Origin of the sequence: Aquiflexum balticum DSM 16537 (assembly GCF_900176595.1) — a bacterium.
Lineage (GTDB): Bacteria > Bacteroidota > Bacteroidia > Cytophagales > Cyclobacteriaceae > Aquiflexum > Aquiflexum balticum.
Window position 1 is genome coordinate 3,091,472 of record NZ_LT838813.1, and the last position, 15,508, is coordinate 3,106,979.

The 15,508-nt window shown below is 37.7% G+C and carries 11 protein-coding genes; 8 read left to right on the plus strand and 3 right to left on the minus strand.

What is annotated here, in order from left to right:
• Positions 1–209 precede the first annotated feature (209 nt).
• Positions 210–1,082: a dienelactone hydrolase family protein gene (locus B9A52_RS13090; protein WP_084120888.1), complete on the minus strand. Its 873-nt coding sequence runs from the start codon at positions 1,080–1,082 to the stop codon at positions 210–212.
• Between the two features lie 253 nt (positions 1,083–1,335).
• Between B9A52_RS13090 and B9A52_RS13095 the strand changes: the two genes are divergently transcribed.
• Positions 1,336–4,044: a M14 family metallopeptidase gene (locus B9A52_RS13095; protein WP_394334896.1), complete on the plus strand. Its 2,709-nt coding sequence runs from the start codon at positions 1,336–1,338 to the stop codon at positions 4,042–4,044.
• A 137-nt stretch (positions 4,045–4,181) separates the two neighbouring features.
• Here the strand turns inward: B9A52_RS13095 and B9A52_RS13100 are convergent, their stop codons facing one another.
• On the minus strand, positions 4,182–4,595 hold the full coding sequence (locus tag B9A52_RS13100) for a GxxExxY protein (RefSeq protein WP_084120890.1): 414 nt from the start codon (positions 4,593–4,595) through the stop codon (positions 4,182–4,184).
• 378 nt (positions 4,596–4,973) lie between these two features.
• On the opposite strand from B9A52_RS13100, the gene B9A52_RS13105 reads away from it, so the two are divergent.
• On the plus strand, positions 4,974–6,425 hold the full coding sequence (locus B9A52_RS13105; protein WP_084120891.1) for a PhoPQ-activated pathogenicity-related family protein: 1,452 nt from the start codon (positions 4,974–4,976) through the stop codon (positions 6,423–6,425).
• Between the two features lie 168 nt (positions 6,426–6,593).
• Here the strand turns inward: B9A52_RS13105 and B9A52_RS13110 are convergent, their stop codons facing one another.
• Positions 6,594–7,439 (minus strand): OmpA/MotB family protein, encoded by an 846-nt coding sequence (locus B9A52_RS13110; protein WP_084120892.1) that lies wholly within the window; start codon positions 7,437–7,439, stop codon positions 6,594–6,596.
• A 454-nt stretch (positions 7,440–7,893) separates the two neighbouring features.
• On the opposite strand from B9A52_RS13110, the gene B9A52_RS13115 reads away from it, so the two are divergent.
• The 6 genes from B9A52_RS13115 to B9A52_RS13140 all read left to right on the plus strand — a co-directional run bounded on the left by B9A52_RS13115 (position 7,894) and on the right by B9A52_RS13140 (position 15,507).
• Complete coding sequence (locus B9A52_RS13115; protein ID WP_084120893.1) at positions 7,894–8,712, plus strand: polysaccharide biosynthesis/export family protein; 819 nt, start codon at positions 7,894–7,896, stop codon at positions 8,710–8,712.
• A gap of 2 nt (positions 8,713–8,714) precedes the next feature.
• Positions 8,715–11,144, plus strand: a complete 2,430-nt coding sequence (locus tag B9A52_RS13120) for a GumC family protein (protein ID WP_084120894.1) — start codon at positions 8,715–8,717, stop codon at positions 11,142–11,144.
• A gap of 258 nt (positions 11,145–11,402) precedes the next feature.
• Positions 11,403–12,530, plus strand: coding sequence for a DegT/DnrJ/EryC1/StrS family aminotransferase (locus B9A52_RS13125; protein WP_084123511.1), 1,128 nt, complete (start codon positions 11,403–11,405; stop codon positions 12,528–12,530).
• Positions 12,527–13,117 carry an acyltransferase gene (locus tag B9A52_RS13130; RefSeq protein ID WP_084120895.1) on the plus strand — a complete coding sequence of 197 codons (591 nt, stop codon included), beginning with the start codon at positions 12,527–12,529 and terminating at the stop codon, positions 13,115–13,117. The genes B9A52_RS13125 and B9A52_RS13130 overlap by 4 nt, the downstream gene beginning before the upstream one ends.
• Positions 13,114–14,076, plus strand: a complete 963-nt coding sequence (locus tag B9A52_RS13135; RefSeq protein WP_084120896.1) for a Gfo/Idh/MocA family protein — start codon at positions 13,114–13,116, stop codon at positions 14,074–14,076. Before B9A52_RS13130 ends, B9A52_RS13135 begins: the two co-directional genes overlap by 4 nt.
• A 168-nt stretch (positions 14,077–14,244) precedes the next feature.
• Positions 14,245–15,507 (plus strand): lipopolysaccharide biosynthesis protein, encoded by a 1,263-nt coding sequence (locus B9A52_RS13140; RefSeq protein ID WP_084120897.1) that lies wholly within the window; start codon positions 14,245–14,247, stop codon positions 15,505–15,507.
• Position 15,508 lies beyond the last annotated feature (1 nt).

Consider the following 15,508-nt stretch of genomic DNA (forward strand, 5'->3'; position numbering starts at 1 on the left):
TAGGATTGGTTTTTTATCAGATAATTTTCTGAGTTTGATGTCTATTTGATTTTTTTTATTGAGTTCACCGACTTTCACTCAGGATAAATTCCTTTAATTGGATTTCGCCACTTTCAGGGTTTATTGTATGGAAGTCTTAATATTAAAGTGAGGATAATCTTACTATCCTTCACAGCCAAATTCTTTTGATTTTTAAATCTTCCAATTTTTCAATTTAAAAACTTCCCCTTCAAATACCCCAAAGCCATTCCGTAAGCTTCTTCGGTCAATTCAGGATCATGTTTTGGGTTGGATGGGTTGGCAAAGCCATGAACAGCAGGGAAGATTTTAAATTCCAGTTCTTTTCCCGCTTTATCCATCGCAATGGCAAATTCCTCAATTACTGCTTTGGAAATATTCTGCTCGGTTGCAAACAGGCCCAAAACATCTGAATTCAGTTTTTTCAATTGCTCCACATCCCTTACCGGCATTCCGTAATAAATAACGGAACCAACGTTTTGATTGCCCAATAGAAGGGCAGATTTCAAGGACCAACTTCCGCCAAAGCACCAACCGACATTGGCAATTTTAGCATCTTTCCCGGCAAAGTTTTTTCCGGCCAACACTATATTTTCCAGTCTTTTTTCATCTGTACCCCTCATAAATCCCATGGCTTCCTGTGGATTGGCAGTGACATTGCCATCGTACATATCCAAGGCAAGGACATTTACTTTTCCACCGAGGTCATTGAAGAATTTTTCGGATTCTTCCTTGATGTTGTCATTTAATCCCCACCATTCCTGGTAAACAAAAAGCCAATTATCGGAGGGATCTTTGGCTTTTAAAAAATAACCCTTTGCCTCTTTTCCATCCTGAGCAGGGAAAGAGACCATTTCACCGATTGGATTGAAATCAAATGGAATAGGCGCAGGGTGAAAGGCTACAAATTTGGGGTCATCCAAAAAAGCTATCATTTCAGACGGACCTGTATTTGTATGGCAAATGGTTATTTCATCAGAAACTACCACAGGATTTGAGGAAATGACTTTCCAGCCAATCAGGCTGAAAATGATCAGATTGAAGTAAATCAGTATTTTGTACATGAGTTTTGATGTTATGTTTCAAAGAAGATTTGATGGATAAACACTAAAACTGAAAATCTGTTTTTTTCTATCCATTTCTAATTTAGGCAATTGGACTTAATCATCATAGAAAAACAGACTTAAACAATAAATTCCCGCGGGATCAGAGCCAGACAAATACCAATCAAACCTTTTTATTTCCGATCAAAATGGCTCTTTTGTTTTGGAAGGTTGGTCGATGTACTTTTAGAAATTAGCTATTCAATATTTTATGATGAAAAAATTTTACTTATCCCTGGTATTTACAATCTGTACAGTAGCTTTTGGATTTGCACAACAGATACCAACTCCCAAAGAACATTTTGGTTTTGAAATCGGTGACGATTACAAATTGGCCACATATACAGCTACAGAGGCTTATTTTAGAAAAGTGGCAGAATTATCCGATAGGGTAAAATTTATTGAAATCGGCTCTACAGAAGAAGGCCGACAAATGCCCATGATGATTATTACTTCCCCGGAAAACCATCAAAAACTGGAGCGATACAAAGAAATCTCCCAACTTCTAGGTCGGGCTGAAATCAGTGAAGATGAAGCGAAAAAACTTTCACTTGAAGGAAAAGCAGTAGTTTGGATTGATGGAGGTCTGCATTCTACCGAAACCGTAGGCTCCCATCAGATGATACCAACCTATTATGACTTGGTGACCAGAAATGATCCGGAAAATATGCGTATTCTAAATGACCTGATCATATTGATGGTGCATACCAATCCTGATGGCCACGAGATCATTACCAATTGGTATATGGGACAGGAAGATGTCAAAAAGAGGAACATGAGCTCCCCGTACATGTACCAAAAATATGTAGGGCACGACAATAACAGGGATTTCTTCATGAACAATATGAAGGAAACTACAAACACTTCCCGTCAACAATATATAGAATGGTTGCCACAGATTATTTATAACCACCATCAAACTTCTCCGGCAGGTACTGTAGTGGCCGGACCTCCTTACCGCGATCCTTTCAACCATGTATTTGATCCCTTAATCATGACAAGCTTGGATGGAGTAGGAGCTGCTATGATTAACCGATTGAATATCGAAGGCAAACCAGGATACACCCGATTGGGAGGTTCTGTATTCTCTTCCTGGTGGAATGGTGGACTTCGTACTACACCTTATTTCCACAATATGATAGGAATCCTGACAGAGACAACCGGTGGACCTACACCTTCTCAAATTCCCTTGGTTCCAGAAAGATTGGTTCCTACCCATGCCACTCCTTATCCGATTGAGCCACAGTCTTGGAATTTTAAAAAATCGATAGATTATTCAGTATCCATGAATTATGCGATTTTGGATTATGCCAGTAGGAATTCAGATGCCCTGTTATACAATATCTACAAAATGGGTCGCAATAGTATCGATAGAGGAAATATGGACCATTGGACCAAATATCCCAAAAGATCTTTAGCTGTTCAAAAAGCTTTTGAAGATTCAAGAGCCAAAAAATCTGCGGATGGCCTTGAAATGTCTAATTATGGGGGGAGGAATGGTTTGCCGGTACAGTTTTTTGATTCTGTATTTAAGGATTTGAATTTACGAGATCCAAGAGGATTTATACTTTCTTCTGATCAACCTGATTTTCCTACTGCCATTAGATTTGCCAATGCCCTGATCAAATCAGGGATTCAAGTCCATCGGGCTACGGATGCCTTTACTGTAGCTGGAAAAAATTATCCAAAAGGTTCGCTAGTCTTCAAATCCGCCCAGGCATTCAGGCCTCATTTGTTGGATATGTTTGAGCCACAGGACCATCCCAATGATTTTGAATATCCTGGTGGTCCTCCAAAAAGGCCATATGATGCAGCAGGATGGACTTTGGCTTTCCAGATGGGAGTAGAGTTTGATAGGATTTTGGATGGATTTGATGGTCCTTTTGAAGCGTTACCTATTGGAGAAGTTTTGGATTTTCCAGCAACCCAGGTTCCAGGCCGATCGGTTTTGATCGATGCAAGGGCTAACAATGCCTTTATAGTTGTCAATGATTTATTGAAAGCGGGAATAAATGTTTCCCGTACCATAAGGACAGTTTCTGGATTACCTGCTGGAAGTTTCTTTGTATCAGGAGGAAAAGCAATACTGGAGAAAGCTGCGAAAGAATATGGTGTTCATATGATTTCTGCTTCAAAGCCTTCTGGGACAATACCTATTAAAACAGCTAAAATAGCTTTGTTTGACTACTATGGTGGCTCAATGCCCTCCGGTTGGGTCAGGTGGATGTTGGAACAATATAACTTCCCCTTCCAGGTGATTTATCCTAAAGATATTGATTCGGGTAATCTAATAACCAAATATGATGTGATCCTCTTTATTGGTGCAGGTGCTCCGGGAACAGTCAGAAGTTGGGCTGGTCAACCAAAAGAAGAAGAAATAGATACGCAATACCATAAGCTTCTGGGGAATCTCACCAAGGAAAAATCTCTTCCTATTTTGAAGAAATTTATGGAAGATGGTGGAAGCATTGTGGCTGTTGGCGCCAGTACCTCTTTGATTTATGATTTAGGTTTGCCGGTAAGCAATGCGCTGGTGGAAACATTGGCGGACGGCAAGCAAAGAAACCTGACCGGTGATAAGTTTTATATCCCTGGAAGTATATTGAAGGCCAATTTGGATACCAATCATCCGGCGAATTGGGGAATGGGTAAAACCGCCAATATGGTCTATAATAACAGTCCTGTATTCAATTTGGCACCGGATGCGTTGATGCAGGGAGTTAAGCCTTTGGCTTGGTTTGGAACTGAATCACCTTTGGTTTCCGGCTGGGCTTGGGGAGAGTCTTACCTGAGAAATGGAGTGGTGGCTTTTGAAGCTCCCATCGGAAAAGGAAAATTATACGCATTCGGCCCCGAGATTACCTTCAGAGCCCAAGCACACAATACCTTTAAGCTCCTGTTTAATCAGTTATATGTAAAATAAAAGTTTTATTTCACGAACCACAAAGGAACAAAAGAAAACAAAAGAAAAATTCGGATTACTGTTTTCCATTTTAAACCTTTTGTTCCCTTTTGATTCTTTTGTGGTTCATTATTTTTTGGTTTTGTGAAATTTGAAATTCAATCCTCTAAATTTTCAAAGAATTGGTTTACATAGGTTTTTTGACCTTCATTGTATAGGTTGAGAACATTGAAATTGTAGATGATTCCTTTTGGGGATTTCAATAATTTCATGTAACTCAATAGTCTAGCTTCCTCAATGGGTTCGACTTCTTTTACTGCTTTTAAGTCAACTACGATTATGTTTTCAACAAAAAGGTCACAGCGCAATTTGGTTTCAAGACTTATCTCTTTATAGTTTACAGGAACATGCATTTCTGAGATAAAAGAAATTCCTCTCATTGTCAATTCGTGTTTTAGGCATTCATGATAAATACTTTCCAATAATCCTGGTCCAAGATGCTTATGAACCTCAATGGCTGCACCGTTGATTTTGTAAGTGAGGTCTCTTAAATAATTTTTAGTGATTTTCATGAGAATTTTATTCAAAAATTGTAAGACAAAAATTTTAATTGCTCAGCTAAGAATCTAAAATTGAATTAAAAATAGGGAAAAAATAAAATTTTTAAACCACAAAAGTGACAAAAGAAAACAAAAGATTTAGGAATGAATGTGATCAAATCAAAAGGTTAAGTAAGAATTTAAGAAAGTGAGTGTTTAGATTTTTAGGGACAACAATTTTGGTTACTAAGAATGAGGTATTCTGGGAACCACAAAAGAGACAAAAGAAAACAAAAGATCAATTTGATTTAATGGTTGCTTTTTATTCCTTTTGTTCACTTTTGATTCTTTTGTGGTTCATTATTTTGTGATTTTTAGCTACCTTTTGAAGTAAACTCAACCCAAAAATTTATGAAAAGAATACTTGATGAAATAATCTTCAAAGGAATAATCCCTGCTTTTTTTATCACAATATTTCTGAGTTGTCAGACACAGAATACTGATGTGGAGACCAGCACCCTGGAAAGGTCACCAACGATTCTTAAAGACTATGTCCATGCGGAAGACCCAACTTTTAGGTATGAAATAATCCATTCACTTGAAGGGGATGAATTTGACTATCATGTGGCAAAAATGTACTCTCAGCATTGGCTAAAAAATGATATAGTCGATGAAACAGAATGGTGGCATTATGTGTCAATGGTAATCCCCAAAGACACTCCCCATGAAACAGGAATGATGTGGATAGGTGGCGGTAGCAAAAACTCCAAGATGCCGGAGAAACCTGATCCTTTGATCTATGAATCTGCTTTGCGCACCAATTCCATTGTTGCCCAGATTCATAATGTTCCTTTTCAGCCCTTAATATTTGCCAATGATACTTTTGGTGAGCGGTATGAAGATGCGATCATAGCCTATGGATGGAGAAAGTTTATGGAAGGAGGGGCCAAAGATGAAGATGCTATTTGGTTGGCAAGGTTACCGATGACAAGGGCGGTGAAATTGGCAATGGACGTAGTGTCTGAAGTCGCTCAAGAAAAACATGGAAAAACTCTGGACAAATATGTTGTAGCAGGTGCTTCAAAAAGAGGTTGGACTACTTGGACTACTGCCGCTGTAGATGATAGGGTAGTGGGGATGATTCCTGTGGTGATTGACTTACTTAATATTGTACCGTCATTTCAGCATCATTGGCGGAATTATGGATTTTGGGCCCCGGCTGTGGATGATTATGTGCGGGAAGGGATAATGGATTGGCAGGGTTCCAAAGAATACGACAGACTTTTGGAAATCACCGAGCCATATTCCTATTTGGAAGAATATAAGGACATTCCCAAATTACTGATCAATGCTGCCGGAGATCAGTTTTTCCTTCCGGATAGCTGGAAATTTTATTGGGATGACCTGGATGGAGAAAAGCATATACAATATGTACCCAATTATGGTCATGACCTCAGTGAGTCGGATGCATTTCCCAATTTGATTTCTTTTTATGCTTCAATCCTGAATGATGTTCCAAGACCAAAATACACTTGGTCAGTCAATGGAAATAGCATAGAAATAACCACTGACCCAAACAAAAAACCTGCTTCCATCAAGTTATGGTCTGCTACAAATGAAGAATCAAGGGATTTTAGAATTGATGTATTAGGCCCTAAATGGACCTCCACTGAAATTCTCATCAATGAAAGCGGTAAATATGAAGTGGATCTGAAAGAGCCTGCAAAAGGATTTTCGGGTTATTTTGTAGAAATCACTTATCCGGGAGAGGCACCCATCAAGTTCACCACAGGAGTGGAAGTATTGCCAAAAACTTATCCATTTGAAGAATTTAAATCACAGGATCCGAAAGGGAGTTTTTAAAATTATTGCACCCTTTTCTGGGGAAAAATAGACATCTCCTTTCGTCGATGTGACAAGTAGAGGTCTTTTACTTTTTTTAATTCAAGTATTTTAAAAAGCGATATTCAATTAGTATTTGAATAGAAATAAGAGGGGGACAGGCGCGTCGAGCCTGTCCCCCTCTTATTTCTATTCTATCATTGCAAAAAACTTATCCAAGTCAGGAATCAAAACGATTCTTGTTCTTCTGTTTTTTGCCATATTGTCCTTGCTGTCATTTTCTACCAAAGGAATGTAACTCGCCCTACCTGCTGCAATCATTTTTCCGGGGGCTACGTTGTATTTTTTCTCTAGAATCCTGACAATTGATGTTGCCCTCTTGACACTAAGGTCCCAATTATCCTGAAGTTCTACTGTCTGTATAGTCCTTGGATCTGTATGGCCTTCTATCATTACTTCCAATGAAGGCTCTGAATTGATCACCTCTGCCAGTCTTTTCAATAAACCGTCTGCATTTCTGGAAACCTGGTAACTACCTGTATTGAACAACAGTCTGTCAGATACATTGATCATCACTACAGTCTTGTCAATATCGATCTGAATATCATCTTCCTGCTCCAAGGAACCATCGGAAATGGATTTCTTCATGTTGTAAGCAATGGCAAGATTGATGGAATCTTCTAAAGTCTGGGCTTGGGCCAACAATTCCTGGTCTACATTTGTCAAAGTTGCCTGTAGTTTTTCTCTGGTGATATTGGACATAGGGGTCTTTCCATCAAGAGAGAATTTGGCATCGCTTTCCGACCTTAATGAATTAATTCGGGCATTGTATTCTTCAACTCTTGCTTCGATTTTTCCCATTTTATCCTCAAGGATTCTTTTTTCCTCTTCAAGTTTTTCCTTTTCTGTGCGGGTATCGGCAAGAGTAACTTCTGTTTTGAACAGATCATTTTGTAATTCCACATATTTCTTTTTAGAAACACAGGAGCCGGCCAAAATTGTGACGGCAATAGCAGAAATAATTATCTTTTTCATTGTTGGTATAGTTTTTTCAACTCTTGTTCAAAAATGAAGCCATTAAAAACCCATCTGTCTTAAAGAACCAATATTTGGTAGCTTATCACTTAAATTATCCTTTTTTACTTATTTGTTTTAAAGGATTTGATAAAAATGATCGATAATGTTAATTATCACTAAAAACAAAGTCTGTTATCTTTATTGCTTTTATGGAATCTTCATAAAATACCGGGTTGAATGTTATACAGAAATGTATCTTAAGATGTAATTCATAGATTTTTATTGATTGAATTACTTTTCAAACTGAATCAACGAATTCATTTCAAATTTTGTAATTGCTTTTTGGTTGACTTAATTTCCGGTTTAATTTACAAGGGTTACTGTTCATTTCATTCTTGAATTAATTCACTAAGTTTACAATCCGACACTGCGGGCAAGGTCTTCGAATCTTTAACAAAACCAAAGGAGTTCTATGGTAAGGAAATTAATTTCCTATTTAATCTATATAGGTATCTTCATAATTACCTTTTCATGCATACCCAACAAAAAGGTAATTTACTATCAGAATCTGGAAGGAAATACCCCGATTGAGGATGGCGAACTGATAAGTTATGAACTTCCCGAATACCGCCTACAATACAATGATATCATAGATATTCAGATTCAGACGGTAGAAGATATTCTAGAAAACGGATTATCTTCAAAAATTCAAAACGAAGGTAATAATGCGGTTTTTGGTCAAATTGCCCAAACTGGGGGAGACGTCTATTATATGACCGGATATACGATTGACAAAAATGGTTTTATCAGAATGCCTTTGTTGGGTGAATTGAAAGTGAATGATATGACCTTGGAGGAGGTTAGAATATTGGTCGAAAATGAAATTAAAACTTATGTAACTTCAGAGATCTTTGTAAGGGTAAAACTAGGAGGAATAAGGTTTTCTTCTTTGGGAGAATTCAGAAGACCCGGCAAATATGTTGTATTACAGGATAGATTGACGATTTTCGAGGCAATTGCCCAGGCAGGTGATATGACTACTGTTGCCAAAAGAGACGAGATATTATTGATACGACAATATCCTGAGGGCACAAGAATCCATAGGATCAATTTAAATGACAGACAGATTGTGAAGACCCCTTTTTATTTCATACAGCCTAATGATCAGATTTATGCTGAACCATTAAAAGTAAAAGAAGTTGGAGCAGGAGACAGTTCTGCGCAAACTATTGCATTGGTGATTTCGTCTGTTACAGCAATGGTTTTGATTCTTAATTTAATTCTTAATTGAGAATGCAAAAAAATAATCCCTATCCTTTTATTCCTGATCCCTTCCTGCCCCATGATGAGGAAGATGTTGAATTGAAAGTCGTTCTATTCAATTACCTTAAATTTTGGCCATTTATTTTGGCCAGTATTCTGGTTTGTCTTATGAGTGCATTTCTTTTCAATAGGTATGCTACTCCTATATACAAAGTACAATCTACTGTGATCGTCGAAGATGAGTCTCAGGCTCTTGGAACTGATCTTTTTCAAGCTGCAGGATTACTGCCTATCAAAAGTAATGTTGAAAATGAAATAGGGATTTTGAAATCTTATGCGCTTTCGGCAGAGGCTATTGAAGTCTTGGGACTAGATGTTTTTTATTTCGAAGATGAATTTTTTACATTAAACCGGATATACTCCAACCCTCCTGTTTTGATAAATGTGGATTGGTCTCATAAGCAACCTGTCGCCGGAAAATTCAATATCGAGGTATTTGATGAAAACCATTTTAACATTGAAATGGACGACAGTGAATTTGATATTTTTAATCCAAAAGATCCATTTTATAAAGAAAAAACCAAAAATCTACCTGAATTTAAAGCCACATATACTTTCGGGGAAACGATTGAGAATGAATTTATTAAAATCACCGTTGAAAATAATACAGCTAAAAAGGGAGATAGGATTTTGTTTGAATTGTTTGATACTCCTTCTCTGGCATTGCTGCTCAGAGAAAAAGTCGACGTTTCCCCAATCAATAAGCAATCCTCTGTTCTGAATATTTCATTCGAAACCCCGGTTCGGAAAATGGGTGAAGATTATATCAATATGCTTATGGAAGTTTACCTCCAGAGAGAATTGAAAGAAAAGAACAAAGCAGCTGAAAACACAATCAGATTTATTGAAGATCAATTGAGCGGGATTACGGATTCCCTCACTTTTTTTGAGGGAAGATTGGAGCGCTACAGGTCTGAGAACAGGACTTTTAATTTGAGTCAGGAAGGTTCCCAGATTTTTGCCAGACTACAGGAACTTGAAAAAGACAAATCCGTTGCTGAAATCAACTTGAAATACTTTCAAAGCCTTCAAAATTATATTATCAATGACGACACTGATGGACTGATGATTCCTTCGGTTTCTGACAGTACAGATCCTGTGCTACAGGCTTTGGTAGTGACTCTAAATGATTTACAGGCAGAAAAATTGAGACTGTCCTATAATTTTTCCGAGCAGGCACCGGTAATCCGGGAAATCAATAATCAAATTAAAAATACAAAAAGAGCTCTTCAGGAAAATGTCACTTCTTTTCTCAATAATACCAATACCTATCTTCAAGAGGTCAATACTCAAATCCGTAAGGTGGAAAGGGAGATCAATGTGCTGCCGGAAACGGAGAGAAGGCTTTTGGGAATACAAAGGAAATTTTCAGTAAATGAAAATATCTATCTTTATCTGTTGCAGAAAAGAGCTGAATCTGAAATCCTTAAAGCCTCCAATATGCCCAAAAATGCCATATTGGATAATGCAATGGCCGGACAGAAACCTGTATTTCCTAGGAAAATAATCAACTTGATCATAGGAATGTCCATCGGGTTGTTTTTCTCCATCGGATATATCGCTGTCAGGGATTTTTTGAATACAAAAATTGAAGATCCCAAGGAGTTGGAAAGAATGATCAAAACACCATTGATCGGAATGATCGGAAGGAATAAAGACAATGATCCCAGGCCGGTATTGAATAATCCAAGATCATCCGTAACGGAGTCTTTTAGAAACATCAGGGCTGATATGTCCTATCTGAGTCCAAACAAAGAGCATCTCACCATACTTTTTACATCCAGCATTTCAGGAGAAGGCAAAACCTTTGCCTCTATCAATATGGCTTCTGTATATTCTCTCTTGGGAAAGAAAACCCTTTTGATAGGGTTGGACCTAAGGAAACCAAAAATTGCAGAAGATTTTAGTCTCACCAATGACATAGGGATGAGTACCTGTCTCAGCAAAGGAATTGCATGGCAAGATGTAGTAAAACATACCCAATATGATAATTTGGATGTAATACTTTCAGGACCGGTTCCACCCAATCCAGCCGAATTATTGCTGCAGGCAAAATTTTCCAAAATTATGTCTGAAATCAAAGAGGCCTACGAAGTGATTATATTGGATTGCCCTCCAGCAGGGCTGGTTTCTGAAACTAAAGAACTTTTTAAATTTGCTGATGTGAATTTCTATATTTTCAGACAGGCGTTCTCTCATAAAAACAATATTCAGGTTTTGAATAATCTGATTGAAAAAGGAGGAATCGAAAAAGTTTACGCTATACTCAATGACGTCCATATTGATAGAGGATATGGGTTTGGCTATGGATACGGTTATGGCTATGGTTATTCAGGACAGCATGGTTACCATGATGAAATCCAAGCTCCTTGGTGGAAAAGGGCATTGTGGAGAAGGTGAGAGCCGAGATGTGAGAAGCGAGAGACGAGAAGCGGGATTTTAGAACCAATGACTGCCCCGAGTTATCGGGGAGACAAGAGGAGAGGAGCGAGAGACGAAAAGCGAGAGCCGAGAGAGGAACTTAGAGTAAAGAAATAAGAAAGGACAATTTAATGAATACTTTGAGATTTATTCTTTTTCCTTCATCCTTTCTCCTTCATCCTTTCCATGTGACTCAAGTGGCGAAGCTGTACCCAAATGACAGTGAAAAGTACTGAAATGAAGAAAATACAGATGGTGGACCTTCAGTCCCAATATGATAAGATCAAATCTGAGATTGATGCTTCCATCCAGGAAGTAATTGACCAATCTGCTTTTATTAATGGACCACAGGTAAGGTTGTTCTCGGAAGAACTTAGAGAATATCTTGACGTGGAATCTGTCATTACATGTGGAAATGGTACTGATGGTCTTCAAATTGCCATGATGGCATTGGATTTCAAACCGGGGGATGAATTGATTGTGCCCGCGTTCACCTATATAGCCGCAGTGGAAGTGATTGCAGTTTTAGGATTAGTTCCCGTCTTTGTTGATGTTAACCCCCACACTTTTTTGATCGATATCAACAAAATTGAAGAAAAAATATCCCATAAAACTGTAGCCATAATTCCGGTACATTTGTTTGGTCAGTGCGCTGATATGGAAAACTTATTAAGATTGGCAGATAAACATGGCTTAAAAATCATAGAAGATGCTGCCCAATCCATAGGGTCAAAATATACCTTTTCAGATGGAAGGGTAGCACAATCCGGAACGATGGGGAATATCGGGGTCACCTCTTTTTTCCCTTCCAAAAATCTTGGTTGCTTTGGGGATGGGGGCGCAATGATGACCAATAAACCTGAGTTGGCCGAAAGGATGAGAATGATCGCAAGTCATGGACAAAAGAGAAAATACATCCATGATGCTATTGGTGTCAATTCAAGATTGGATACTTTGCAAGCGGCTATCTTGCGGGTTAAATTAAAATATTTGAATGGGTATATTCAGTCTAGGAATCAGGTAGCTAAAAAATATGATGCAGCTTTTAAAAACCACCCCAACCTGCAAATTCCAAAGAGGATGAATCAGTCATCCCATGTATTCCATCAATATACCTTGATTTTGAAAGATATTACAAGGGAATCGTTTTCAAAATATCTAGCCGAAAAGGGAGTACCCACCATGGTTTATTATCCTTTACCTGTCCATTTTCAGGAAGCCTATAGATTCTTGGGATATAAAAAAGGTGATTTTCCAGTAGCCGAAGTATTGTGTCAAGAGGTGATTTCTCTGCCCATGCATACTGAAATGGAGGAAGAACAGCAGTCTTATGTCATTGAATCAATAAACAGTTTTTTTGAATGAAGGCATATTTTGCACATGAAACAGCGGTAATAGATGAAGGTTGCCAAATCGGGGCGGGGACCAAAATCTGGCATTTTTCCCATATCATGCCAAATTCGCAAATAGGGGAAAACTGTAATATTGGCCAAAATGTGGTTGTTTCCCCTGAAGTGGTTTTGGGCAATAATGTAAAGGTTCAGAATAATGTATCCATCTACACAGGGGTAACCTGCGAAGACGATGTTTTTCTTGGACCTTCCATGGTATTTACCAATGTTACCAACCCAAGGTCAGCCATAAATAGAAGAGGCCAGTATACCAAGACCCATGTAGGCAAAGGCGCTACTATTGGAGCAAATGCTACTGTGGTCTGTGGCAATGATATCGGACAGTATGCTTTTATCGGTGCAGGTGCAGTCATCACCAAATCCGTTCCTCCTTATGCTTTGGTTGTAGGTAACCCGGCTAGGCAGATTGGTTGGATGAGTGAAAATGGGTATAAATTGGTTTTTAATAAGGATAGTAGAGCAGTTTGTCCGGAATCGGGTGATGAATATGCTTTAAGAAATGGAAAAGTTTCTAGACTTAATAAAACTGATACGGAATGAAAAAATTTGCATTGATAGGTGCTGCAGGATTTATTGCTCCAAGGCACATGAAAGCGATTAAAGAAACCGGGAATCAATTGGTGGCTGCTTATGATAAATTTGACTCAGTTGGCATTATGGACAGCTATTTCCCTGTGGCTGATTTTTTCACAGAGTTTGAGCGCTTTGACCGCTATGTGGAAAAACTCAAAAGGTCAGAAAATAAAATTGATATGGTCAGTGTTTGTTCACCAAATTACCTGCATGATGCCCATATACGTTTCGGTTTGAGGATTGGGGCGGATATCATCTGTGAAAAACCCTTGGTGTTGAATCCTTGGAATATTGATGGGCTGAAATTGGTAGAGGAAGAGTCGGGAGCCAAGGTATACAATATCCTGCAATTGAGGCTTCATCCGGCTATTATTGCTTTGAAAAAAAGAATTAAAGAAGGGCCTAAAGATAAAGTATACGATGTAGATCTGACTTATATTTCTTCCAGGGGAAATTGGTACTACAGCTCTTGGAAAGGAGATGAAAGCAAATCAGGAGGCATAGCAACCAATATTGGAATCCACTTTTTTGATATGTTGGTTTGGGTATTCGGAAAAGTGAAATCCAATATAGTCCATATCAAAACCCATGATCGAGTAGCAGGTTTGTTGGAATTGGAAAAGGGCAATGTCAGGTGGTTTTTGAGTATTAATGAAAATACCTTGCCGGAATCCATTCAAAAAAAAGGATTGAGTATATATAGGTCCATTACCCTCGAAGGGGAGGAGATTGAATTCAGCGATGGCTTTGTTGACCTCCATACAGAAAGTTATAAGCAGATATTGGCAGGTTACGGGTTCGGATTGGAAGAGGCCAGAAGTTCTATAGAAATTGTCCATGATATCAGGCAGCAAAAAGAGATCGGATTGAAAGGTGATTATCATCCTTTTGCGAGATTGCCTTTGGCGGAGCATCCTTTTATTTGAAATTATTTAATTGGTGAATTGAAGGCGTTCATTTTTAAAAATTCATTTTATTCTTTTGGTTTATCCATTTTCAATTAATTTATTACTAAGATAAAAACCACTTCAATTAGGATGAATCTGATTAATGTGTAAAGAGAAAGGTCCATTTAAACTCAGTGAGAAGATTAAATGATAAGAAAACTCTTAAAAAATGATTATTTAAAGAATATTTTAACCATTGCGGGAGGAGTATTTGCGACACAATTTTTGACAGTTTTACTTTCACCTGTTTTAACTAGGATTTATTCACCTGAGACTTTTGGGATAATTACCATTTTTTTGTCTGTTGTTAATGTATTATCTGTTATTGTGACATTTAGGTATGAAAATGTTCTAGTGATTAGCAGTAAAGATGAAGATATCAAAAGCCTTATAGGCTATTTAGTTTTTTTTATTTTAATTTCTTTGTCATTTCTTGGTTTATTTATAACCCTAACACCCCTTACATTCTTTTCATTTCTTTTTAAAAAGGAATATCTCACCTGGATATACCTTGTTCCTTTGCTAGTCGGATTGAATGCTTTTTTTTATGTTTTCAGGAATTGGCTCAACAGGAAGAAACTTTATCGAAAAATTGCTTTAGGTGGGATCTTCAAATCACTTATTTTAAACAGTATATTGGTATTTGGTGGAATTTGGAGTCCAAAACCTGAAGTCTTCCTTTTTGCCAACATATTAGCACAGCTAACAGAAACTTTTTATTTATTTTACAAAACCCATCAGTTAGAAGGAGGATTGTTCAAAGGATTTGACCTGTCGGAAGGGTGGATTATAGTCAAGGAAAACATCAACTTTCCCAAATATTCTTTGCCGGCAGATATTATCAATGTTTACACTTCCCAAAATCCAATTGTACTTTTGACAGCTTTCTATGGATTGACTCCAGTTGGTTATTTTTCGGTTACACAGAGGGTTTTAGGTTTCCCACTAAAGCTAGTGGCGTCATCAACTTTAGAGGTTTTCAAGCAAAAAGCATCAGAGGAATTCAACAGTATAGGAGATTGTCGAGGAACATTTGTTAGAACATTCAAATATCTTTCATTTATTGCGATCATACCGACGGTATTGATTGCGATATTTTCACCTATTTTATTCGAATGGATTTTTGGTGCAGAATGGGAACAAGCTGGATATTATGCGAGATATTTGTCCATCATGTTTTTTTTTCAGTTTTCAGTAAGCCCTTTAGGTTATACTTTATTGATAGCTGGAAAACAAAAGCTAAATCTAATATGGCAAACTGTCTTACTTTTGGTTACTTCTGCTGCAATAGTGGTTGGATATTTTAACGAATCAGCCGACCAAAGTGTATTGCTTTATAGTATGGCATATTCAATTATGTATATTCTTTATTTTTTTATTTCCTTGTCGTCTGCTACCTCCAAAAAGTAAG

Bases quoted from the DNA above. Each gene is read 5' to 3' on its own strand.
- B9A52_RS13090 (WP_084120888.1), bottom strand. From the start codon at position 1,082: ATGTACAAAATACTGATTTACTTCAATCTGATCATTTTCAGCCTGATT.
- B9A52_RS13095 (WP_394334896.1), top strand. From the start codon at position 1,336: ATGAAAAAATTTTACTTATCCCTGGTATTTACAATCTGTACAGTAGCT.
- B9A52_RS13100 (WP_084120890.1), bottom strand. From the start codon at position 4,595: ATGAAAATCACTAAAAATTATTTAAGAGACCTCACTTACAAAATCAAC.
- B9A52_RS13105 (WP_084120891.1), top strand. From the start codon at position 4,974: ATGAAAAGAATACTTGATGAAATAATCTTCAAAGGAATAATCCCTGCT.
- B9A52_RS13110 (WP_084120892.1), bottom strand. From the start codon at position 7,439: ATGAAAAAGATAATTATTTCTGCTATTGCCGTCACAATTTTGGCCGGC.
- B9A52_RS13115 (WP_084120893.1), top strand. From the start codon at position 7,894: ATGGTAAGGAAATTAATTTCCTATTTAATCTATATAGGTATCTTCATA.
- B9A52_RS13120 (WP_084120894.1), top strand. From the start codon at position 8,715: ATGCAAAAAAATAATCCCTATCCTTTTATTCCTGATCCCTTCCTGCCC.
- B9A52_RS13125 (WP_084123511.1), top strand. From the start codon at position 11,403: ATGAAGAAAATACAGATGGTGGACCTTCAGTCCCAATATGATAAGATC.
- B9A52_RS13130 (WP_084120895.1), top strand. From the start codon at position 12,527: ATGAAGGCATATTTTGCACATGAAACAGCGGTAATAGATGAAGGTTGC.
- B9A52_RS13135 (WP_084120896.1), top strand. From the start codon at position 13,114: ATGAAAAAATTTGCATTGATAGGTGCTGCAGGATTTATTGCTCCAAGG.
- B9A52_RS13140 (WP_084120897.1), top strand. From the start codon at position 14,245: ATGATAAGAAAACTCTTAAAAAATGATTATTTAAAGAATATTTTAACC.